The sequence below is a fragment of the Bacteroides gallinaceum genome, from assembly GCF_030373775.1.
GTDB lineage: Bacteria > Bacteroidota > Bacteroidia > Bacteroidales > Bacteroidaceae > Phocaeicola > Phocaeicola excrementipullorum.
Map to the genome: position 1 here is coordinate 52,077 of NZ_JAUDEN010000011.1, position 23,754 is coordinate 75,830.

General features: G+C 51.0%; 18 protein-coding genes and 1 pseudogene. 6 read left to right on the forward strand and 13 right to left on the reverse strand.

The window, feature by feature from the left end:
* Positions 1 to 49 precede the first annotated feature (49 nt).
* The 3 genes from QUW60_RS07620 to QUW60_RS07630 form a co-directional block, all read right to left on the reverse strand.
* Entirely contained in the window at positions 50 to 1,123 is a 1,074-nt protein-coding gene (locus tag QUW60_RS07620) for an alpha/beta hydrolase (RefSeq protein WP_289559617.1), read from the reverse strand.
* 19 nt (positions 1,124 to 1,142) lie between these two features.
* The gene (locus QUW60_RS07625; protein ID WP_258338770.1) at positions 1,143 to 1,814 is read right to left on the reverse strand and encodes a RibD family protein; all 672 of its coding nucleotides are present in this window, start codon (positions 1,812 to 1,814) and stop codon (positions 1,143 to 1,145) included.
* 99 nt (positions 1,815 to 1,913) lie between these two features.
* Positions 1,914 to 2,756 (reverse strand): AraC family transcriptional regulator, encoded by an 843-nt coding sequence (locus QUW60_RS07630; protein ID WP_258338769.1) that lies wholly within the window; start codon positions 2,754 to 2,756, stop codon positions 1,914 to 1,916.
* A 164-nt stretch (positions 2,757 to 2,920) separates the two neighbouring features.
* On the opposite strand from QUW60_RS07630, the gene QUW60_RS07635 reads away from it, so the two are divergent.
* Entirely contained in the window at positions 2,921 to 3,490 is a 570-nt protein-coding gene (locus QUW60_RS07635; protein WP_289559620.1) for a Spy/CpxP family protein refolding chaperone, read from the forward strand.
* 221 nt (positions 3,491 to 3,711) lie between these two features.
* Here the strand turns inward: QUW60_RS07635 and QUW60_RS07640 are convergent, their stop codons facing one another.
* From QUW60_RS07640 to rlmN, 8 genes are read right to left on the reverse strand one after another with little or no spacing between them, the layout of a single operon-like run.
* Complete coding sequence (locus QUW60_RS07640; protein ID WP_258338767.1) at positions 3,712 to 4,911, reverse strand: sugar MFS transporter; 1,200 nt, start codon at positions 4,909 to 4,911, stop codon at positions 3,712 to 3,714.
* Between the two features lie 11 nt (positions 4,912 to 4,922).
* Positions 4,923 to 5,651 carry an HAD family hydrolase gene (locus QUW60_RS07645; RefSeq protein ID WP_258338766.1) on the reverse strand — a complete coding sequence of 243 codons (729 nt, stop codon included), beginning with the start codon at positions 5,649 to 5,651 and terminating at the stop codon, positions 4,923 to 4,925.
* Complete coding sequence (locus tag QUW60_RS07650) at positions 5,632 to 6,654, reverse strand: lysylphosphatidylglycerol synthase transmembrane domain-containing protein (RefSeq protein WP_289559624.1); 1,023 nt, start codon at positions 6,652 to 6,654, stop codon at positions 5,632 to 5,634. The genes QUW60_RS07645 and QUW60_RS07650 overlap by 20 nt, the downstream gene beginning before the upstream one ends.
* A complete protein-coding gene (locus QUW60_RS07655; RefSeq protein WP_375337987.1) occupies positions 6,651 to 7,601 on the reverse strand; it encodes a CDP-alcohol phosphatidyltransferase family protein in 951 nt (316 codons plus the stop codon). The genes QUW60_RS07650 and QUW60_RS07655 overlap by 4 nt, the downstream gene beginning before the upstream one ends.
* 2 nt (positions 7,602 to 7,603) lie before the next feature.
* Positions 7,604 to 8,473, reverse strand: coding sequence for an ATP-grasp domain-containing protein (locus QUW60_RS07660; protein WP_258338764.1), 870 nt, complete (start codon positions 8,471 to 8,473; stop codon positions 7,604 to 7,606).
* A 50-nt stretch (positions 8,474 to 8,523) separates the two neighbouring features.
* On the reverse strand, positions 8,524 to 9,228 hold the full coding sequence (locus QUW60_RS07665) for a nucleotidyltransferase family protein (protein WP_289559627.1): 705 nt from the start codon (positions 9,226 to 9,228) through the stop codon (positions 8,524 to 8,526).
* Position 9,229: 1 nt separating this feature from the next.
* The gene (gene pdxA / locus QUW60_RS07670; protein WP_258338762.1) at positions 9,230 to 10,327 is read right to left on the reverse strand and encodes a 4-hydroxythreonine-4-phosphate dehydrogenase PdxA; all 1,098 of its coding nucleotides are present in this window, start codon (positions 10,325 to 10,327) and stop codon (positions 9,230 to 9,232) included.
* A gap of 15 nt (positions 10,328 to 10,342) precedes the next feature.
* Positions 10,343 to 11,377 (reverse strand): dual-specificity RNA methyltransferase RlmN, encoded by a 1,035-nt coding sequence (gene rlmN / locus QUW60_RS07675; protein ID WP_289559629.1) that lies wholly within the window; start codon positions 11,375 to 11,377, stop codon positions 10,343 to 10,345.
* A 250-nt stretch (positions 11,378 to 11,627) separates the two neighbouring features.
* Here rlmN and QUW60_RS07680 point away from each other — a divergent pair, with 250 nt between their 5' ends.
* From QUW60_RS07680 to QUW60_RS07690, 3 genes are read left to right on the forward strand one after another with little or no spacing between them, the layout of a single operon-like run.
* Entirely contained in the window at positions 11,628 to 14,060 is a 2,433-nt protein-coding gene (locus tag QUW60_RS07680) for a DUF4922 domain-containing protein (protein ID WP_289559632.1), read from the forward strand.
* Between the two features lie 4 nt (positions 14,061 to 14,064).
* Positions 14,065 to 15,375 (forward strand): SpoIID/LytB domain-containing protein, encoded by a 1,311-nt coding sequence (locus tag QUW60_RS07685; RefSeq protein ID WP_289559634.1) that lies wholly within the window; start codon positions 14,065 to 14,067, stop codon positions 15,373 to 15,375.
* 4 nt (positions 15,376 to 15,379) lie between these two features.
* A complete protein-coding gene (locus QUW60_RS07690) occupies positions 15,380 to 16,660 on the forward strand; it encodes an MFS transporter (protein ID WP_289559635.1) in 1,281 nt (426 codons plus the stop codon).
* Positions 16,661 to 16,666: 6 nt separating this feature from the next.
* On the opposite strand, the gene QUW60_RS07695 is transcribed toward QUW60_RS07690, so the two are convergent.
* Positions 16,667 to 17,563: a LysR family transcriptional regulator gene (locus tag QUW60_RS07695; protein ID WP_289559637.1), complete on the reverse strand. Its 897-nt coding sequence runs from the start codon at positions 17,561 to 17,563 to the stop codon at positions 16,667 to 16,669.
* Between the two features lie 11 nt (positions 17,564 to 17,574).
* On the reverse strand, positions 17,575 to 18,156 hold the full coding sequence (locus tag QUW60_RS07700) for a DUF6621 family protein (RefSeq protein WP_258338756.1): 582 nt from the start codon (positions 18,154 to 18,156) through the stop codon (positions 17,575 to 17,577).
* Between the two features lie 501 nt (positions 18,157 to 18,657).
* Here QUW60_RS07700 and QUW60_RS07710 point away from each other — a divergent pair.
* Both QUW60_RS07710 and QUW60_RS07715 read left to right on the forward strand, forming a co-directional pair.
* Positions 18,658 to 21,738 (forward strand): annotated as a pseudogene (locus QUW60_RS07710) (SusC/RagA family TonB-linked outer membrane protein).
* Between the two features lie 11 nt (positions 21,739 to 21,749).
* Positions 21,750 to 23,498 (forward strand): RagB/SusD family nutrient uptake outer membrane protein, encoded by a 1,749-nt coding sequence (locus tag QUW60_RS07715; RefSeq protein ID WP_289559642.1) that lies wholly within the window; start codon positions 21,750 to 21,752, stop codon positions 23,496 to 23,498.
* The last annotated feature ends 256 nt before the right edge of the window (positions 23,499 to 23,754 follow it).

Here is a 23,754-nt window from a genome sequence, read left to right on the forward strand (position 1 = left end):
TGCGTATCACAAATCCGGGTCTGCCTGCAAAAATAAGGGTTTCAGCCGCTTATTTCAAATAAGTGCGGTAAAAACTTTCAATCTTGTCGAAGGGAATCTTTTCAAAATTATCGTAAAGGTCCGTATGGCTCGCACCCGGAACAATAAGCAGTTCCTTGTTGCTGCCTTTCAGCTTCTTGAAAGCGTCTTCGCTGAAATAGCGCGAATGGGCCTTTTCGCCATGAACCACGAGCACGGCGCTGCGGATTTCATCACTGTAGGCCAGGATAGGCATATTGAGGAACGACAGCGCAGAAGTCTTGTTCCAGCCCCCGTTCGAGTTGAGCGAACGCTTGTGATAGCCGCGCGGAGTCTTGTAGTATGCATGATAGTCCTTCACGAACTGAGGAGCGTCGGCAGGCAGCGTATCGGCCACACCTCCGGCAAGCGCATACGTGCCGTTTCTGTAATCTTCCGTACGCTGGGCATTGAGCTGTTGGCGAAGTTCATAGCGTCCCCCGGCATCCATGGCATCAAAATAACCGTTTGCCGTGACGCGGCTCATATCATACATCGTAGAAGCCACCGTAGCCTTGATGCGTGTGTCGATGCCGGCAGCATTGAGCGCCATGCCTCCCCATCCGCAGATGCCGAGTATGCCGATGCGTCCGGCATCCACATCCTCACGGGTAGAGAGATAATCGACCGCCGCACAAAAATCTTCCGTGTTGATGTCGGGCGAAGCCACATAACGGGGCTGTCCCCCGCTCTCACCCGTAAACGAAGGGTCGAAAGCGATGGTCAAGAAGCCGCGTTCTGCAAGTTTCTGTGCATACAGTCCCGACGCCTGCTCCTTCACCGCTCCAAACGGACCGCAAACGGCAATTGCCGCCAGTTTTCCTTCCGCATTTTTCGGCACATACAGGTCGGCCGCCAGTGTGATTCCATAACGGTTGTGGAAAACCACCTTGCTGTGATTCACTTTGTCGCTCTGCGGGAACACCTTGTCCCATTCCTGAGCCAGATTCAATTTTTCCTCCATCATTTTATTTTCATTAAGTTGTTTTTCTTGCGCAGAAAGGCTTGCCGTCCCGCACGCACAGAGCAGCAAAGCCGCACATAAAGTACCAAACGGATTTCTCATACCGGTATCTTTTAAAGAATCAGAAAGAATAACGCACCCACACGGAATTTTCACCGATACGCTTCACACTGTCCAGCTTGAGGAGAGTGGTTGGATACGAAGCGTCTTCAATGCCGTCGAATACAGCCGTCATGCCTTTGCGTCCGTCGATGCCTGCACCTATCACCACGCTTACCTCGTCCAGCAGACCTGCCTTCAGAAAAGCTCCGTTGATATGGCCCCCGCCCACAACGGCCAGCCTCTTCACCCCGAAATGCACGTTCAAGAGTTCGACGGCTCTCGAAAGATCCGCTTCTCCCCTGCCTGTTGCAATCCACGATATCCCTTGCCGGCGCAGCACTTCAAGATACTCCCTCGGCACATCCTCGCTGGTTATGACGAGGAACGGGCGTCCGTCAGCTTCGGCGGCCGGCCACTGCAGCCTTCCCTTCGAGTCAAGACCGATGGTATAGCCGTCGGCTTCGGCAGCTTTCCAGACAGACTCCCCGCCCGCCGGTGTGGCATCGGAAGGAATAAAGGAATCCGGCAGAGCATAGTGCATCTGCATCGTAACCCTTCCTGACACGTCTGAATCGCAATGCAGTTCGCGAAGAGCATCGTAATACTCATCTCCGCCGATACGCTCGGTCATGTCGCAGTCAATGCGTCCGTCGACCGATGCCATCATGTGGCAAACAATGTATGGTTTCATACGCTTAACACTTTTAGATTTACAAAGGCAAAAGTAGCGCAAAGAATCCAAAGCCACATTGCTGTAAAGCTCAAATATAGTTTCTGAAAAGTTCACCTTTCACGCGGAAACAGCGGTGGGAGGAACACCGTACTGCTTCTTGAAAGCGGTTGAGAAATGAGAAGGATTCTTGAAGCCCACTTCGGCATAAACGTCCACAATCCGCCTGCCGCCCTGCTTCATGAGTTCGTAAGCCACTTCCAGGCGTTTTCGTATGAGCCACTTTTCCGGAGTAAGGTCGCTCAGCTTCTTGAAATCGCGCTTAAACGTGGCAAGGCTGCGCCCCGTATAGTGAGCCAGATCTTCTACCGTAAACTCATACATATAATTCTTGTTCATGAAGTCGAGGATATCAATTTTCCACGATTCGTTGAAGTCAAACAGCAATGCCGCAAAACGCCTGTCGATATGCAGCAAAGCCAGCAGCCCTTCCTGCAGCTTCAGATGCATGAAATCGTCCTGCGGCTTTTCATCGGCGTCAAAATAAGGCGCCATCGAAGCAAACAGACTGGCAATCTCCGGCGTTTTCGGGAGCTTTACCGCCCGCACCTCCGGCTTGGGCATATCCGCCGCCTCCTGATACCGGTTGAGCCTGGCATACATTTCACGGAGAAAGCTGCGGGTAAAGCTCAGAAAGATTCCGCAGTAACGCTCACCCCCGCAAGGCTTCTTATACATGGTGATATGATGGTCGCGCGGAATGAAAACGCATTCCCCTTTTCCCACATGGATCTGTTCTTTCCCGTTGTCAAGCACCATCTCGCCCGAATAAACATAGTTCATGGCATATTCGTGCGAACGGTGGATACACGCGCTCGCATTATCATAGAAAAAGCTGAAAAACACATTGTTGTAGTTAAAGATTACCTTCATGGGATCATCCTGCGCATCTGTCTGTTTCATATTTCCGATGTTTTCTGCAAAAATAGAAAATTTAAAACCTGAACGAATCTTCCACAAGGTTAAATTATACTATGCGGATAAACCTTGGGAACTGCCGTCTGTCAAAAGGACAAAAGCGCGCTAAACCAGCAAACATGATTATCAACCCTTTAAATGAAAGAACAATGAAAACAAACCGTTTATTTTTAGCTTTGGCCTTCGTTGCAGTATTGGGCGGAAGCAGTGCGTTTGCACAAAACACGGATGGCGAGAACAGCAAACCTGCCGACAAGCAGCGCAAACGTCCCACTCCGGAACAGATGATGGAATTCCAGACAAAACGGATGGAACGGAGCCTGATGCTGGACGACAAGACCGCGGCAAAGTTCACCCCACTTTACAAAGAATACCTTGAGGCGATGAAGGAATCCCGCGCACTCCCAAAGAACGCAAAGGATGCCAAGGAAGCCAAAAAGAAAGAACGCACCGACGAAGACATCATGAAGGCTCTGGAGGACCGCATGGACAGACAGCAGAAGATGCTTGACACGAAAAAGAAATACTTCAACGAGTTCAAGAAGATTCTGACCCCGCGCCAGTTGGAAAAGGTGTTTGCTCCGCGCCCGGACGGATTCCGTAAAGCACCGGGCAAACCGAGAGCAGGAAAAAGAGCAGACGTTAGGCCTTGCCCCCTCTGCCCTCCCTGCCACGAGATGAACAGACATCATGCCGTCTGTCCTCCTTGCCAGAAGTAGTCCACAAGGATATCTCATCGTTTCCATAAGATATGCCGGCATCTTTTTCTGCCGGCCTTCAAAAAGAATGAAGCTTTCCGCAAAAAAGGCTGTATCTCTAAACTGAAGACAAACTTTTCTGCGGGAAGCTTCAACTTTGTCTGTCCGCCCGGACTTGCCGGGTTTCCAACGGACAAAACAGAAATTCCATATCAGATTCGCGCGAACTGCCTGTTTCCAATCTATCGCTTCAGCGCATAGCGCGCAAACATCCAGACAACCGCATATCCGACAAGAGGAACAAAGAAGGCCAGATGCATGGCGGCGTGGTCGCCTATCCATCCCATAAACAACGGACCTACGGCTCCTCCCACGGGCGACATCATCAGAAAAGAAGAAGCGCGTTTGGTATGGCTTCCGAGTCCTTTCAGCGAAAGAGCAAAGATGGTCGGAAACATAATGGCCTCAAATGCGTATCCGCAAAGCAAAGCGGCCAATGACACATGGCCTGCATCAAGCAGGACAACCAGCGTGGTGCATACAGTTCCGGTTGCGCACCAGAAAAGCATCTTCTCGGCGCGTACATGGCTCATAATCCAGCTCCCGACAAAACGTCCCACCATAAACAGTCCCAGACCTCCGAACGAGAGGATGATGGAGGCATCGCGCGAGCTCATCCACTGCTTGTCGGTCACATAATTGATGAAGAAGCTGTTGATGGAAATCTCCGCCACTTCATAAAAGAACAGGGCGGTCAGGCCGAACACGAAAAGCTTGTGCGACCACAAGCTGACTTTGCGGCCGGCATGATCCACCTCCACCTCATGCCTGATTTCCGGCAGCCTTATCCGTGAAAAGACAACGGCAACCAGCAGCACGACAACCCCCATGACCGTATACGGAAGAGCCACGTTTCCGGCCTTCATCGTCCCGTCGTCCGAAAAGAGAAGCAGGCCGGTAAGAATCGGCGCAAAGATGCAGCCCATTCCATTAAACGACTGGGCAAAGTTAAGGCGGCTCGCCGCGGTTTCCTTCGCCCCCAGTTCCGTGACATACGGATTGGCCGCCGTTTCAAGAAACACCAGCCCGCATCCGATGACGAACAGGGAAAAAAGGAAAAAGTTAAACGACATCCAATGCTGGCCGGGTATGAACAACAGCGACCCGACACCATAGAGCAGCAGGCCGAACACGACTCCTTTCCGGTAGCCGAGCCGGTTGATGAAAAGCCCGGCAGGAATGGCCATAATGAAATAGCCCATATACATGGTGGCCTGAATCAGCGCCGAATGAGTTTTGGAGATTTCCAGCAGTTCCTGAAAATGCTTGTTCAGCACGTCAAGAATGGCATGAGCGAATCCCCACAGAAAGAACAAGGAAGTCAGCAATATAAACGGCAACAGGTACTGCCTGTCGACAAAGGCTGTCCGCTGGTTTTTCATGTCCGCACGCATTATAATAAGTAAGGCAATAAGTCAGGCAAGTCGCCAATAATTACATCGGGCAACGATTCGTCCGTTTCTTCATTGCCCCATCCCTCTCCTTTGAGCCATGCAACCTTGCATCCGACTTTCTTGGCAGGCACAACGTCTTTCGAGAACGAATCGCCCACCACCAGCACATTTCCGGCAGGAAAGCCCATCGCCTCCACTCCCAGACGATAGATTGCAGGATCGGGCTTGCGCACTCCCACGACGGATGACTCGATAATGTCCGAAAAGAAGCTGAAAAGGCCGAAATCCTTCAAGATGGTCTGTATGTTTCCGTAGAAATTAGACACCAGCACCAGCCTGTAACGCCTGGACAGCGTTTCCACAACGGGACGTGTGCGCTTCAGGACTTCCAGAACATAATCATAGCAGCTTTCGGCTATGCAGGCAGCGTATTTCTTAGCGTCGGCATCCTCTCGGGAAAGCTTTCCTCCATCCACCAGAAAGTCGATCTGAATACGGGTCTTGATGCAGAGCACATCGCGGAAATTGTGTTCAGGCCTTACGAGCGGCACACGCGCCAGGGTACGTTCACCATGCACGTAGGCTTCCCGGAAACTCTGCTTGTCAACGGGAACCTGAAATTCCTCGTATTTGCTCCACAGTACTTCCGCCCAATGGCGGCTGTTGGTATCAATCGTACCGCCATAATCAAAAATCACACCTTGGATATCATTCAGTTTCTTGTTCATTTTTTTCCTTTATTTTACCGGTTCCGTTGCCGATTTTCATCAGCATCACCCCTACTATAATCCAAAACAATTCACGCACACGGGTTATCAGGCTCGTATAAATGCCGAACGCACTCGGAATGGCCAGCCCTCCCGTGGCAAGCGCAAAGCCCCCCTCACGTGTTCCCAACTGCATGGGCGAAAAGAAAAGCAGGTTGGCGAAGAGTGAGGTAAATGCCATTATCAGAATGCAGTCGAAAAAACTGACATCTGTGGTCAGAATATTCAGAATGAAATACACCTCCAGGCAGCCTACGACACGCGCCGCATACTCAAGTCCCAACGAAATATAAAACGTGCTCCTGCGCTGCTTGTGAAGCTCGGCTATCTGCGAGTCGATGCGCTCCAGGGTTTCCTTCTGCTCCTCGCCGAAGCGTTTCGCCCATTTCCCGACGAACGGCACATGGGAAAGCATCCTCAACGCGCGCACTGCCATGCCGTTCCGGTAGCCTTTCATGAAGAAATAAATGGCAAGCAGACAGAATCCGACCACAACAGCAAGCATTATTCCTATCCCCCAATTCAGCGGAGCGACAAACACATACAGAACAGACGACGTGAGCCAGAACCAGAAATGCGAAAAAATATGCATCATCACATAAAGTATCACCGAAGACGTCGCCTTGCTTACCCCCACATACGGGCTAAGCTCCATGATGCGGTAAGGCTCCCCTCCCATCAGTCCGGACGGAGTGGCATAGTTGAGGGCAAATCCGGATATGGTCAGCTTATAGACCTTCCAGAAAGAAACCCTTGCACTCTTCCCGTCGCAGATAATCGCATACCACGACCACGCATTGAGATAATAGATAAACACCCAGAGCAGAATCACCGCGGGAAGCCATCCTCCCGCCCGGCGGATATTTGCCCAAAGCTCTCCGTAATCCATGTCGAAGGTGAAAAGCATCACTACAATGGCAAAGATCCCGAAGATGTAGAATATATTGCGGAATTTTTCTTTCATAATCCTGCGTATTTGTTATAGAGAAAGGCGCACATCGCCTCGTGACGGTGGCGCATGTATGTAAACAGAGCGGTCATCACAATGATTTCAAACACGAAATAAAGCCACGGTTCGCCGATAAGCAACGAAACGTAAAGCGCAATGGCGCGCGTATTGAATGTCAGGATATTCGTATATTTCATCAGCGGAAGACTCATGCTCCGGAACTCGTCACGAAGTTCCTGAGGAATATTGTCACCGTATTTCTGCTGCACCAACGCATAGAAGCGCTGGAAGTTCGGAGTCATCCGCTCCTGCTTGCGCGTATAGTTTCCATAAGAATACAGAAACAGCTTCCACCAGAAATTATGCTTCCAGGGCAGGCTGTAGAACAATTCCCTCTGCTGCTTGAAGTTGTCGAGCTCGCTCCCTGCCTTTCCTTTCAGGAAGAAAAGATGGATATTCCGGTAATAGTCGGCAAGCGTACACTGCTGGCTATGGCAGAATATGCCCGAAACATAAGCCAGAAGCCAGATATACACCCCCCACACCGTTCCGCTTTCGCTTCCGATGCCAAAAGGCAAAGGCTGGAAGGTGAGCCGCAGGCAGATGGCAGCATAAATGGCAAAGAACCACAAATCACCGGCAAATCCGTCGAGCATACGCCCCCAGCGCGTCTTTTTCCCTGTCATTCGGGCCAGCTGCCCGTCGCAGCTGTCGTAATGATTGGCCCACATCAGCAGGATAATGCCTATGACCGTATGCTTCATGTCGGGAAAGTAAAACATCACTCCAGCCGAAACGCCGAGGATGATCGAAAGCACTGTCACTACATTGGGGTGCACCCCGAACCGGTTGAAGAACAAAGCCCACGCATAACCGATGGGGCGGTTGAAATGAATGTCAAGAAACTCTTCTGTATCCATCGACTTGAACGAAGCCTCAAGTCCTTTCTTTTCTGCGCTCATCTTTATTTGCTGTTCAGTTTGGAAATGATACGATTATAAATGCATTCGGCTATCTTAGGCGCAGCCTCCCTGCGGCAACGCGCGAAACTGGGCCAGTCATTAAAGTCAATGATTCTTATCTCGCCGGCAGACGACACGACACAATCCCCGCCGTAAATGGGCACATTGAGTGCCTCCGCAGCACGGTTGGCATACGCCTTCAACTTGTCAAGATCAAGCGGGAAACCTCTCGCCTCGCCGTTGATGGCTTCAAGCCCGAATTTGCTGTGCGACTGCTCGGTCGGATAAAATGCATAAAAGAAGTCGGTATGCTGCACACCGTAGAACTTCACCAGGTCGCCTACGAGGTGCTCGTTCACCACCGCAACCGGTATGTGCCGCGCACGGAAATCGGCCATCACCACTTCGGCCTCTTCACGGCATTCCACATAAACCACATCTTCCTTTACCATGGCATGCGAATCGCCTCTCTTTATCCAGCAAGGATAAATGTCCGGCGTAAACTCGCCGCCGGTAGGAATGATGAAACTTTCCGGATGGGGCACGCCGCTGGCAATAAGCCGCTCCGTCATTTCCCGACGGACACAATTGTCGATTCCAAATCCTGAATTGACTACCAGCGCTCCGTTTTCTTCCAGCTCCTTCAGCCTGGAAATCGTAGCCCTGTCACGGGCCATGTCAAAAATGAAGTCTGCCTGGATGTGCTGAGCCACAAATTCTTTTTCAGGGAACAATGTGACTTCGCATCCTCTCTTCGCCAGCTCTTCTGCCGTTTCTCTGAAAATAGCCGCATCATTCCCCACATGATTCGGAGAAAACTCGTTTCCTCGGCTCACGCCTACAACCCGAATCTTTTTCCCATTCTTCTGCATGGTTATCGATTATTTATCTTCTTCTTTTTTCTTATTCGTTTACAAGTCTGTCACTTGCCGTTCAAAAAAGCCTCTGCCTTCACGATGTCGCCGGCATGATCCACGTCCAGTATCTTTGAAAATGGATAAGCCTCCAGCTTCAGGCCGTCTGCAACCAGCTGGCGCTGGAAATTACGCATCCGGGCCATCCCGTGACTGATACAATACTCCAATGTACCGATTGCCTTCGGTGTCAGACAATAAATGCCTCCCGAAATATATTTTGTGCCGGGCACCACCGAATCATAGAATCCGGTTATCGACAGGTTTTCGTCTGTCCCGATATACAAAGGCTTCTCGTCGTCGATATAATCTGTGACGGCCATCATCCCGTCTTTGCCGGAAGCCTTGAAAGCCCGGATAAATTCCGAGAACTCGTCTTCCCGGAAAATGGTATCGACCGTAGTCAGACAAAAGCGGTCTTCCCTGAGATACGGGCTAAGTTCATAAAAGCTGTGCATGGAACTGGGTGTCGTCTTTACGATCACTCTCAAAGGGACTTCCGACTTTTGTTCCAGCTCGGCCAAATGAGCTTTTGTCAACGGCACTTCATTGTTGATTATAACGACCACTTCGTCTGCCCCGTTCTCGGCAAAGACATGAATCAGGCGGTCGATCATAGCTGTTCCGTTCAGCTGCACCAGCGGTTTGGGCAGCTTCACTCCTTCCTGTGAAAGCCGGGATCCTTCCCCGGCTGATATTATCGCAAACTTCATATCAATCTTCTTCCGGTACATCAAGCTGTTTCAGCTTGTCGCTGTCGTCTTTCTTCTCGTAATATTGCTTGCGCAACGGACGCGCAGAAATCTCTTTCTCCAGAACCCGGTTGCGGAACACGTCAATAGCCAGATATACAGCCTGACGGAAAGAGTTCTCCGATGCGATTCCCTTTCCTGCAATGTCATAGGCCGTGCCGTGAACCGGAGCGGAACAGACAACCGGAAGACCCGCCGTGAAGTTCACTCCGTCTTCCATAGCCAGCGTCTTGAACGGAATCATTCCCTGGTCATGATACATGGCAAGGATGCCGTCGAAACGGGAGAAGCTGCCCGAGCCGATAAGGCCATCGGCCGGATAAGGCCCGAAGCACTGGATTCCCTTCGCCACCATCTCGGACAGGGCGGGTGCTATCACCTCCTTTTCTTCGGTGCCGGTCAAGCCATCGTCACCGGCATGAGGGTTCAGGCCCAGAACGGCAATCCGCGGCGAATCAATTCCAAAGTCCACTTTCAGCGAGCGGTGAAAAGCCATGATCTTTTCGGCCAGCAGTTCTTTGGTCAGCGTCTTCGGAATCTCACGCACCGGAATATCTTCCGTGGCCAGCGCCATGCGGAAATCCCGCTTCACCAGAACGGTCAGAGCTTTCCGTCCGCCGCCGACCCGTTCCTGAAGAAAAGCGCCATGGCCCGAAAAGCCGGACGAATCGGCCTGCACGGACTGTTTGTTTGCAGGCGCGGCAACCAGCACGTCGAACAAGCCTTCCTGGTATTCCTCCACCGCTTTCTCAAGAGCGGCAACGGCAGCCTTGCCCGCTTCGGGCGTCGGTTTCGAAAGTTCAACCTTCAGCTCCTCATTGATGCAGTTCACCACATTCACCCGTCCGTCCTGCACATCCGCAGCCGTATTGACGATGCTGAAGTTTGCAGGAATGTCCATCGCCTTCCGGTGATAGGCAGCCACCTTGGGAGAGCCGTAAATAACCGGCGTACAAAGCTCCAGCATCGCCGGATCAGAGAATGTCTTGAGAATCACTTCATAGCCGATTCCGTTGATATCTCCGTGGGTAATACCCACTTTAATTCTTTTACCTTCCATATTTAAATTCTTGTATTACTCTGAGTCAATGTTCTGCCGCTTTGCCGTAGAAAGCATTCCGCAGGCGGCAAATATGTCTTCCCCTCTGGAAGCCCGGATCGTGGAAAAAATCCCGTGCCCCGTCAGATAGTCGCGGAAAGCCAGCATCGTTTCCGGTTCGCTCCCTTCAAGGTCTGCACCCGGAATGGCGTGGAAACGGATCAGGTTGATCCGGCAGTCCAGTCCGCGGAGAAGCTTCACCAGCTCTTTCGCATAGACCATGCTGTCGTTCACTCCCTTGAACATGATGTATTCGAACGAAAGGCGGCGCTGCTTGCTGAAGTCGTAGCGGCGCAGCTCTTCAACAATCTCGGCAATCGGATAAGCCTTTTCCGCAGGCATCAGTTCTTTTCTTTGCGCCGGGAACGGCGAATGGAGGCTGATGGCCAGGTGGCAGTCGCTCAAATCAAGGAAACGCCGAAGCCCCTTGCGCAGGCCGACCGACGACACCGTAATCCGTTTCGGACTCCATCCGTATCCATAGTCCGACGTAAGCACATCCAAGGCGCGGAGCACCTCGTCGAGATTGTCAAAAGGTTCGCCCATGCCCATAAACACGATGTTTGTCAGCGTGTCGCGCTCGGGCACGGAATAAATCTGGTTCAGAATCTGGGCGGCGGTCAAATCTTGCGCAAACCCCTGCTTTCCAGTCATGCAGAACTTGCAGTTCATCTTGCATCCCACCTGCGAAGAAACGCACAAGGTGGCCCTTTCGTCTTCGGGTATGTAAACCGTTTCCACAAAATTCCCCTCCGAAACAGAGAACAAGTACTTCACCGTCCCGTCGGCCGAACGCATCTCGTGAACAGGAGCGCTGCATCCGATTTCATAAGACGCTTTCAGCAGTTCGCGGTTCTTCAACGAGAGATTGGTCATTTCGTCAATCGAAGAAACCTTCTTTCCATACATCCACGACGCTATCTGACCGGCCGTAAATTTGGGCATGCCCAAACCGAACACAATCTCTTTCAATTCATCCAACGTTCTCCCTAACAGAGGAGTCTTTGCCATAGTCGTTCTGTTTTAATTCACGTATATGAACATCTGCATTTCCGGCCAAAAAAACAAGCCGTCATCTTCATCAAAACAAGCCGTCATCTTGATTAAAATGAGCCGTTATCTTAATTAAAATGAGCCGTTATCTTTTCAGCACCTTGGGAAGGCCCTGCAAATGCAGACATTCAATTTCATATAATTAGCGTACAAAGTTAGAGAAAAATAAGATAATTCCCTATCTTTGTCTGTATAAAATGTATTTAACATGAAAAAAACGATTACTTGTTTTCTTTTCTATCATACTGACAACCAATTCAATAAACTTCTGAACAGTTTATTGTCGCACCCCTATATAGACCAGATATACCTACTTACGGGGCAAAAGGAAGCGGCCGAAGCTGCCTGCCCTCAGTGCCGGACGCTCCCGCTGGATTCGTTTGAACAAACCGGAACCATACGCCAGATAGCCCTCCATGCAAAAACGCCCTATACCTTATTATATACGACACTGCAGCCGCTCGAACTGGGCGAGCAGGCACTCGAACGGATGTGCGACTACCTGAGCGCGCCGGAAAGCGTGATGGTCTATGCCGACCATTACCAGATTCTCAACGGAGAGAGGCAGCCTCATCCCGTCATCGACTACCAGCCGGGGAGCGTTCGCGATGATTTCGACTTCGGCCCGCTGATGCTCTTCAAAACCGATGCGCTTGCAAAGGCATCAGACCGTATTCTCTCCCAGCCCGAATATCAGTATTCGGCCCTGTATGCCTTGCGGCTGGCATTGTCTGAACAAGGCGAGCTTACCCATATCAGCGAATATCTCTATACCCGCGCAGAAAATGACGCCAGAAAGTCGGGCGAAAAACAGTTCGACTATGTGGATCCCAGAAACAGGGCTGTCCAACTGGAACGCGAAACGGCTTTCACCTATTATCTGAAAAACATAAGGGCCTATCTGCCGCCAGCCGGAAAGCTGATAGCTCCGGAAGAAGAAGACTTTGCATGCGAAGCGTCAGTCATCATTCCGGTACGAAACAGGGAAAGAACCATAAAAGACGCCATACGCTCGGCACTCGGCCAGAAAACAACCTTCCGCTACAACGTCATCATCGTCGACAATCATTCGACCGACGGAACCTCCGGATGCATTGACGAATTTGCCGGCGACCCGAGGGTGATTCACCTGATTCCCTCACGCCACGACCTCGGAATCGGCGGATGCTGGAACATGGCCGCCAATCATCCGCAATGCGGACGCTTTGCCGTGCAACTGGACAGCGACGACCTGTACAGCGGACCGGACACCTTGCAGCGCATTGTCGACAAGTTCTACAAAGAGCGTTGCGCAATGGTCATCGGCTCTTACCGGATGACAGACTTCAATCTGGAAACCCTGCCTCCGGGAATCATTGACCATCAGGAATGGACCGACACGAACGGACACAACAACGCGCTCCGCATCAACGGTCTGGGAGCGCCGCGCGCTTTCTACACTCCCCTGCTCCGACAGATACGGGTGCCAAACACCAGCTACGGAGAAGACTACGCATTGGGGCTGGCCTTTTCACGCGACTACCGCATCGGACGCATCTATGACGTGCTTTACCTCTGCAGGCGGTGGGAAGGAAACTCCGATGCCAACCTGAGTATCGACAAGGTCAACCGGAACAACAGCTACAAGGACAGTCTGCGCACGCTTGAAATCCGCCGCAGGAAAGACAAGGTATCACGACCGATGTCATATCTCTACCCTGCAAGCAATGTGTCGGGAGAAACGTTTTTCGCCTCCCAGTTCGACAAATGGGAACAGGCGCGGAACAACCACGAAGCGCTCAGCCGCATACACGTGCGCCATTTCAGTCTGAACGGAAACGAAATCCAGGTACAGTTCAACCCGGCAAGAGCCGTGTCCTCCTTCGCAAAAACAGACCGGGCATCGGTCAACGCGCGCCCGTGCTTTCTCTGCATCAGCAACAAGCCGGAGCTACAGGACAGCATCCGCATCGAACTGGACGAAGCCTTCAGCCTCCGGGTCAATCCGTACCCCATCCTTCCGGGGCACCTCACGCTCTCAAGCGAGTGCCACGAATGGCAGACACTTGCAGGAAAAGAATCGCGCCAGCTTCCCGGAAGACTGACAGACTGGCTGGAGAAACATTTCGAAAAGGGATATACCGTATTCTATAATGGAGCCGGATGCGGCGCTTCGGCACCCGACCACTTCCACTTTCAGGCAGTCCGCCAAAAAGATGTGCCTTTCATCCGCCAGTGGAACAGACTGCTTTCCGGAGCCACCCAATGCGGATACGAGCGTCTGGAAGACGGCAGCTCGTGCATTGCCTACGCGATAAACGGATATATATGTCCGGTGCGCGCTTTCGTGACAGACAAGGGAACAAATTCCAGCAGCAGACTGATATCAGACTATCTGCGGACACTCCCCGTACACGAGGGCGAAACAGAACCCCGCTACAACCTGTTTGCATGGAAAGACGAACAGCATGGGTTTGTCACCGCTTATTTTCCACGCTCCGTCCACCGCCCGCAATGCTACTATGCCGAAGGAGAAGCCCAACTTCTCATCAGCCCGGGGGCCCTGGACATGGCAGGCATCGTCGTTGCCGCAAGAAAAGAAGATTATGAAAAAATTACAGAAGAAGACCTTCTGAAAATCTATCAGGAGGTATCACTTTAAGCTTATGAAAGAACCGGAAATAAATGTAGGCATCGTCAATGCCCTCGAAATAAACTTCACGCTGAACGCCAAATACATAGCCAAAGGAGAAACCGTAGAAGGGCAACAAAAGGTAAGTTTCGAAGAAGGAGGCATACTGTGGAACGGAAACCTTTATCAGGAACTGACATTCACGCCATTGGAGGAGAATGCCTCATTCTCTTTGTATGATGTCACCATCGGCATCAACTTCCATTGGGAACAGCAGGAAACGCAAACGTTTCTCGGATCGCTCCGGCTGACAGTTGACGAAGGCAAAATAACTGCAATCAACCAGGTGCCGGCAGAAGAGTATCTGACCAGCGTCATCTCGTCGGAAATGAACGCCGCTTCCGCCCTGGAGTTTCTGAAAGCCCACGCCGTAATATCACGGAGCTGGCTGCTGGCACAGATAGAGAAGCGGAAATCGCTCAGCAAGAAGCACGACGGCTTTTTCTCGTTCATTAAGACCGATACGGAATATATCCGGTGGTACGACCGTGAAGACCATACGATCTTTGACGTATGTGCGGACGACCACTGCCAACGGTACCAGGGAATTACCCGCGCTTCAAACCGCAGTGTGGCCGAAGCCGTGAAAGCAACCCGCGGACAGGTGCTCATGTACAAGCACGCTATCTGCGACTCCCGGTTTTCAAAATGCTGCGGAGGAGCAAGCGAAGAATTCAACTATTGCTGGGAAGACAAGTCGTATCCTTATCTTACGGCCGTGCGCGACACGGAAAAAGAATCACACCTGCCCGACCTTACCGATGAAAAGGAAGCGGAACACTGGATCAGAAGCACTCCCGAAGCGTTCTGCAACACGCATGACAGCAGGATCATCGCACAGATACTGAACAACTACGACCAGCAAACCGACAATTTCTACCGGTGGAAAGTGCGCTACACGCAAGAAGAACTGGCTTCTCTGATCCGCCGGAACACGAAATGCGACTACGGATGCATCATCGACCTGATACCGGCAGAGCGGGGAAAGTCCGGAAGAATCAGCAAACTGAAAATTGTCGGGACAAACAAGACGCTGGTCATCGGAAAAGAATTGGAGATCCGGCGTGTCCTTTCTGAAACGCATCTGTTCAGTTCGGCATTCGTTGTCGACAAGGGACCGGAAAAGGAAGGCGTTCCCGAATGGTTCGAACTGACCGGCGCCGGATGGGGCCACGGAGTCGGACTCTGCCAGATAGGAGCTGCCGTAATGGGCGAAAAAGGCTACAACTATAACGAAATCCTGCTCCATTACTACAAGGGGGCGGACATCAGAAAACTGTATTGAAAACATGAAAGCACGCATAAAGAGCATTTCTCCCTGGGCATGGGTGCCTACCCTCTATTTTGCCGAAGGACTTCCGTATGTAGCCGCAATGATTCTCTCGCTGGTGATGTACAAACGCATGGGAATTTCCAATACGGACATAGCCCTCTATACCAGCTGGCTCAACCTGCCATGGGTTATCAAGCCGCTTTGGAGCCCGTTCGTCGATTTGCTCAAAACCAAACGCTGGTGGATTGTCAGTATGCAGCTATTGCTAGGGGCCGGACTGGCGGGAATCGCCTTCACCATCCCGACCGACCGTTTCTTCCAGCTCACATTGGCCGTATTCTGGCTTATCGCTTTCAGCTCCGCCACACACGACATCGCCGCCGACGGATTCTACATGCTCGGTCTGACCAGCCATCAGCAAGCATTGTTCGTGGGTATCCGCAGCACGTTCTACCGTTTTGCCACGATAGCAGGCCAAGGGCTTCTGATCATGCTGGCTGGATTTCTTGAAAAGACAAGCGGAAGAATCGACTATGCATGGAGCATCACATTCTTTATCCTTTCCGGCATGATTCTGGCTCTGTGGCTCTATCACTCGTTTCTTCTTCCCCGCCCGGCAGACGATTGTCCGGCACAAGCGGGAATACAGGCACGCAACATCCTCTGCGGATTCGGCGAAACAATCGCATCCTTTTTCCGCAAGAAACAGGCTCTGGCAGCCATTCTTTTCATGCTGCTCTACCGGCTGCCCGAAGCGCAGCTGGCCAAGATGGGAATCCCCTTCCTGCTTGATCCGCCCGAAAAAGGAGGACTGGGAATGACTACCGCACAGATAGGATTTTCGCAAGGAACACTTGGGGTCATCGGACTGACCTTAGGAGGAATACTTGGAGGAATAGCCGTGTCCCGACACGGACTGAAACGCTGGCTATGGCCGATGGTATGGGCCATTTCCCTCCCCGACATCGTTTATGTATACATGAGCTACGCCCTTCCTTCCAGCCTGTGGATCATCAACAGCTGCATATTCATCGAACAGTTCGGCTACGGATTCGGATTCACCGCCTACATGCTTTATTTGATTTATTTTTCAAAAGACGGGAATCACAAGACTTCCCACTATGCCATTTGCACGGCTTTCATGGCATTGGGCATGATGCTTCCGGGCATGATTGCCGGATGGATGCAAGAAACTTTAGGATACCGGCTTTTCTTTGTCTGGATCATGGCCTGCACGCTCGCCACTTTCGGTGTAACCGCCTTGCTGAAGATTGACCCGGAATTCGGAAAGAAATGAAAACATTCAAACGTTCTTCACCATATCCTTTACAAACTGAATGAAGTTGAGAGCGGTATCCGCTTCTTGCCCTTGGGCGGAAACGAAACAGAAATGGCGTTTGAAGCGGAGGCCGTCCACATCGACAACCCGGAACTCTCCCGAACGAAGCTCACGGTCGACAGCAAACACCGAAACGATCCCCATGCAGTCACTGTAACGCAGAAACGACTTGATGCTCTCCGTGCTGCCCAAATACATACGCACGTTCAGTGACGAAAGTTTCAGTCCTTTTTCCGACAAAGCCATTTCAATGGCGTCAAGCGTTCCCGAACCGCGCTCACGCAATACCAAAGGCATACGGACAAATTCCTCCAGCGACAGTTCCTCAGGAACATTCCACTTGCCCGAACAACATGCCACAGGAACCAGCTCATCACACAGGAACGGCTCGTAACGGAGATTAGGAACGCGGAACACTCCTTCCACCATCCCGACATCAATGCTGTTTTCCTGAAGCGCATTCTCTATATGGCGGGAATTCATGTCGATAAGCGACACATTTATTTTCGGATACCGTTCTGTAAACCTTGCCAGCACGGGCGGAAGCACATAACGCGAAATGGTAGTGCTTGCCCCCAGCCTCAACTCCCCGGCACACTCGTTGTTAAGCTGATGCATATCGTACTCAAGCTTGCGGTACTCGACAAGAATCCGTTCGCAATGCTCCATGAGCACACGCCCAGCCTCGGTCAAAGAGATTGTATTTCCCTTCCGGTCAAACAGGCGCACCTGATACATGCTTTCCAGTTCATGCACATGCCTGGTCACGGCCGGCTGGCTGACAAACAGTTCCTGCGAAGCCTTGGTGAAGCTCAGATTCTTCGCCACACTATAGAATGCCTTCAATCGGAAATCAGACATGACTCTCCCGCTTAAAGTTCATCAGCACGGATGCCCAGCGACTGAAGCACAGCGTATCCCAGCATCTCAAACTGCCATCTGGCAGAAAGCTGCGACGGCGGATTCATGCCGAACAGCGTTGCTTTATCTTTCTTCTCCCACTTGCTGACCTCATCGGCTGCCTTGCTTCCATAAGCTGGTTCATCGGGAACAACCCCAACACACTGCGCTTCTTTCGACTCGCCGATAATCCGGAGCGACTCGATGAACAAATCTTCACGCGAGGCCATGCCTGAAGGCTGGAAACTATAGATGGAGAACTCTCCCAACCGGCTTTTGAAAGCCACATCATGCAATTCCTTGCCTAAATCCGACGGTTCACAGAAGTTCATCCGCCTGGTGCTTCCGTCATAAATAAATATGACCTGTATCTCATTTTCTCCGGGCTGCACTCCGGCATCCAAAGCCAGGCATTCAAGCAGCAGTGACAAATCCGCCTTCGGAAGTTCACGATTCACCAACGGCGCAAAATGGCGCGCCATATCATTTCCTACACGATTCAGGCAGGCAGCGTCTATCAAAAGGACATTCGGGGCAAAAGTTATTTTTTCCATACATCGCATTTTTGAGCGGATAAAGATACAATTATTTATGAAGATGGGCAAATCTGCTTTGCAAACCCACGCAAACACGCACCGCTCCCTAGAGTTTTAAACGACAGGCTTTTAGTCCCAACGGGCAAAATGTGCATCCATTTTTCCAGCAACCGGCCGAAACAGTTTCATCTCTTTCCCGAAAATGAAGTTAAAAAAACGCCTGCCATCCCGCAACATTTTCAAAAACGTTCAAATAATATTTACAAAAATCTCAAATTACACAGAAAAACAAATACTAAAAATCACAATTTATTCATTTATTTTGACATATTGCTTGTTAATATTTTTCTACGAAAGAATATTGTCAGATAAAATATATTTGTATATTTGCAACAACTTAACTACTATAAATTCATTATTGCATAAAATTAAGTCTAGACAAAATACTATAAAAAACAGTATACTGTATCAATAAATCAGAGTGTAAAAACTAAAGTTTAACTTCAAAACGACACGAGCATGAGAAATTATGTACACATGTTTAGAGAGTACCCACGAACGACCATCCTGTGGAGTATGCTCTTTGTTTCCACGTCTGTCATTGCCGGCACAAATCCAATCCCGGCAGAAAACCAAGCCGTTGCAGCATCAAAGGTGCAACAGCAATCCAAGAAAGTTACGATAAGCGGCGTTGTCACCGATGCAAAGGGGGAAAGCATCATCGGGGCCTCAATAGCAGACAAAAACAATCCGCGCGTCGGAACGATTACCAACATGAACGGCGAATATATCTTGACGGTAGCGGAAAACACATAACTTACCATAAGCTACATCGGCTACAATACCATTACAATCAAAGTTGTCCCGGGGAAGACAAAATATGACATCAAGCTGGAAGAAAGCTCGCATGAACTTGATGAAGTTGTCGTTGTAGGATACGGTGTCCAGAAAAAGGAAAGCCTGACTGGAGCTATGGCAACACTGAAACAGGAAAAGCTGGCTGACATCACCACGCCTAATGTCGAGAACATGCTGAACGGCAGGATTTCAGGCGTATACGTTGCTCCCGGTTCCAGCCAGCCCGACTCAAACGGAGCCGTACAGATCCGCGGACGCGCCACGTTGAGCGGAAGCACCTCGCCCCTGTGGGTTATCGACGGCGTAATTGTGGGTGAAGATCCCGGTGTGCTGAACCCTTCAGACATTGAAACACTTACAGTGCTGAAAGACGCTGCATCAACCGCCATCTTCGGTTCGCAAGGCGCAAACGGTGTCATCGTGGTCACTACAAAAGCCGGCAAAGTGGAAAAAATGACTGTAAACGCCTCCGTTAAGCTGGGTATAAGCCGACTGACAACCGGCAACATGAAGATGATGAACGGTGCGGAACTTTATGACTACTACGCTTCGTTTCCCAATCAGGAAGACATCACATTCAGCCGTTATAATTCGGACCTGCGGAACGCTGACTTCAGCTGGTGGGATCTCGCCTCACAGTCAGGTTTCACTCAAGACTATAACATTTCGCTTTCGGGAGGCAACGAAAAGATACGCTCCTATTTTTCACTGGGATATTACGACGAATCGGGCGCAGTAAAAGGATACGACTATACACGCTACAGTTTCCGCTACCGCACCATATACCAGCCCGTCAAATGGCTGACAATCAAGCCTAACGTTTCAGGGTCAATGATCGACACATACGATGCGCAATATGACGTAACGTCAATGTACACCATGTTCCCGTGGGACAGCCCGTATGATGAAGAAGGCAATCTGGTGCCGGACCGCTACAGCGGCTGGGTAGACTCGTCAGATACGAACTACCTCAACGCGCTTGCCAACGGCGACCATACGGACTACAAGACTTACGAGTTCTCCGGAAACTTTGACTTTGACATCAAGTTCACAGACTGGCTGACATTTACTTCTGTAAACAGCTACCGCTACAGAGGCTACTACTATTCGCAATACACAGACCCCAACACCGACAGCGCTTCGGGTGTTCAGGGACGTGTGAGCGAATACCAGAGCAACTCCACGCGTTTGTACACCAACCAGTACCTGACTTTCAACAAGCTTTTCGGCAAGCACTCCGTACAGGCATTGCTGGCCTATGAGTTCCTCTCTACGCGCGACAAAGCCATTTCGGCTACTGGTACGGGACTTATATCCGGCGTGGGCGTGCTTGACGCTACATCTACTCCAGAAGCCGTAGGCGGAAGCCTGACTGAATGGGCCAAACAGTCTTATTTCATGAAGGCCAACTATGCTTACGACGGCAAGTATCTGGCTGAAGCCTCAATCCGCCGCGACGGCGCGTCAAACTTCGGAGCAAACAACAAATACGGTAACTTCTTCTCAATCAGTGCAGGATGGAACATCCATCAGGAAAGCTGGTTCAATGCCCCATGGGTGGATATGCTGAAGCTCCGTGCTTCTTACGGTTCGGTAGGAAACATTCCCTACGCACGCTATCCGTCGTATGACCTTTATTCTGCTTCCGCAAACTATAACGGAACGCCTGCCCTGCTGATCAGCCAGGTAGGAAACAGCAACTTCACATGGGAAACGACCTACACTGGCGGAATCGGTATCGACGCCAACTTCTTCAAGAACCGCCTGCGCTTGGTATTTGACTACTATAACAAATATACGAAGAACGCTCTGTATCAGGTGCCTGTATCCGGCCTGACTGGCGTGACCAGCCGCTGGCAGAATGTGGGCGAGGTCCGCAACAAAGGTATCGAACTGACCATCGGAGGCGATATCGTCCGCACGAAAGACTGGTTGTGGAGCGTAGACCTGAACTTGGGACACAATGTCAACACGGTAGAGAAACTGTACGGTGACGACCCGGATCTGACGATCATAGGCGGAGGAGGAAACGACACGAACATTGCCGGAGCCGCAGACAAAGTGCTGAAGGTGGGATACGGAACCGACTGCTATTACCTGCGCGAATGGGCAGGAGTTGATCCCGAAACCGGATCACCGCTATGGTACGTGAACGATGAAGAAGGCAGCCGTGAAACGACAAGCAACTACTCGGAAGCCAACCAGGTGATAACCGAATCCACTTCGCCCGACCTGTTCGGCGGATTCAACACGTTCGTGCAATGGAAGAACATTGACCTCAGCGCTTCATTCGGATTCTCCATCGGCGGCAAGATCTACAACTATGCACGTCAGGAGTACGACTCCGACGGAGCCTATACCGACCGAAACCAGATGAAACTGATGGACGGATGGAGCCGCTGGGAAAAACCGGGCGACATAGCCACCCACCCGCTGGCAAGCTACGGAAACGACAGCAACTCCAACAGCGCATCAACCAGATACCTGGAAGACGGAGATTACCTGAAGCTCCGGTCGCTGTCTATCGGATATAACCTGAAGCTGCCCAAATATTACATCCAGAACATGCGCATCTACTTTATGGCTGAGAACGTGTTCACCATAACAGGATTCTCAGGCATTGACCCTGAAATTTCAGCATCTTACGACGAAGATACAGGCACATACAAGTCGATAGGTACGGCCAATATCTCGTATCCTACTACCCGCAAATTCATGTTTGGCATCAACTTAACTTTCTAAACAGCGATTTTATGAGAAACAACATATTTACTTCAATAGTTCTGACCTCGGCCCTGATTGCCGGAGGTTTAAGCTCGTGCGACCTAGACCGTTTCCCCACCAGCAGCGTGGCATCCGAACAGGTCACATCAAATCCGTCTGAAACATTAAGCAGCCTGATTGACGGAGCATATGCGCAGTTAAAGACATGGTCCGACCCGATGCACCGCCTGGGAGAATACGCAGGTGACAATATGATGATCCGCGGCTCATCCACCGACGATTTCTACGAGTTCATCACATTCTCGCGCACTCCGGACAACTACCGCCTGCAGAATTTCTGGGACTACGGCTACAAGGCCATTGCCCAAGCGTCAAACATCATCGACATGATAGGCGAAACCGAAGATGCTAAAATCCTCAGTCAGTTGGGCGAATGCCACTATATCCGGGGCATGATGTATTTCTACCTGTGCCGTGCGTTCGGCCGCCCTTATTACCAGAGCCCGGAAACGAATCTGGGAGTGCCCATCGTCAACGGAACGCCTGATGACATGGACAACCTGAGCCTGCCCGACCGGTCTACGGTGGAAGTAACCTACCAGCAGGCCATCTATGACTTGCGAATAGCCGAAGCGACACTGACCCGCGACGACGGCCCTGCCTATGCCTCCAAAGAAGCAGCCCAAGCCATGCTTTCGCGCATCTATCTGTATATGAGCGGCACTTATGAAAGTCCGAACACAACCTATGCAGATTCGGCACGCTATTATGCCGATGCAGTAATCAACTCCGGACAATACACGTTGGCCTCACGCGATGACTATATGAATTCGAGCCGGACAACTCCGGAGAACTACTCCGAAGACATATTCGTCGTAAAACGGCTTGCCAGCGAATTTTCAGGATATGATTACTACTATACTGTCGGTGGGATGTACTCGAACATCGGAGGAATGGGCTGGGGAGAGATGTACGCCAGCGCCAAATACCTTGAGCTGCTGGACGAAACGGGCCGCAACGACTGGCGTCCGGATCAGGAAAACATCGTGGATGTCCGCGCCGCCTTCATCGAGCCGCAATACGAGCAGGATGACGACGGAAACTACACGGAAGTGTTCCGCTTCATCACTCCCAACTCGGCCAATACGGGATATATCTACAAACAACTGACGGTGAACGCCGATCATACGTCATGCACGGAGGGAGAAGAAACTTACACGCTGACTCCCACTGACGGAAGAGATTCCGATGAAGAATACTACACCATCAATTACGGCGGCGTTTCATACACGGGAGTCATTGACTATTACATCACTCTCAACAACGGCTACCCTGAGTTCTATATCACGAAATGCTCGCGCGAGGATGGTCTGGATTCACAGCTCCATTCGCCCATCATCTCCCGTCTGGACGAAATGTATCTTAACCGTGCCGAAGCCTATGTGAAAATGGGAAACATCAATGAGGCAATGAACGATGTCAATACCATCCGCGGGCGTGCCATTACGGGAGGCGAATACGATGCAAGCGAGTTCAATGCAACCACGGCATCGGAACTGGTCGACAAGGAACGCCAGCTGGAACTTGCATATCAGGCAGAACGCAGCTATGACGTGTTCCGCAACGGTGATTCGCTGGTTAGAAGGTATCCGGGTCCGCACAATGCGACGGAAGACATCCCGGCTACGGACTATCGCGTGGTTTACTTCATCCCGCAATCAGCTATCGATGCCTATCCAAGCGGCTCTACACTGACTCAGAATCCGACAAGCAACTGATGGCATGAACGATGACACGGCAACGAATGCACTGATTTTTGCCTGCAAAACATTCCGACACAGCGGATAAGGCTGTATTGAAAGGAATGTTTCTACGCAAAGTCATGAGATCAAAGGACGGTCTGCATCCGAAAGCAGACGCTTCCCCGCGATTTCATGACTTTGCCTCTTTATGGCTAAAAGCCGGAGAGTTCCGGAAAATCTGCATCTCCAGTCTGAAGACTTTATTGGAAAATTTAAACGACAGGCTCTAATA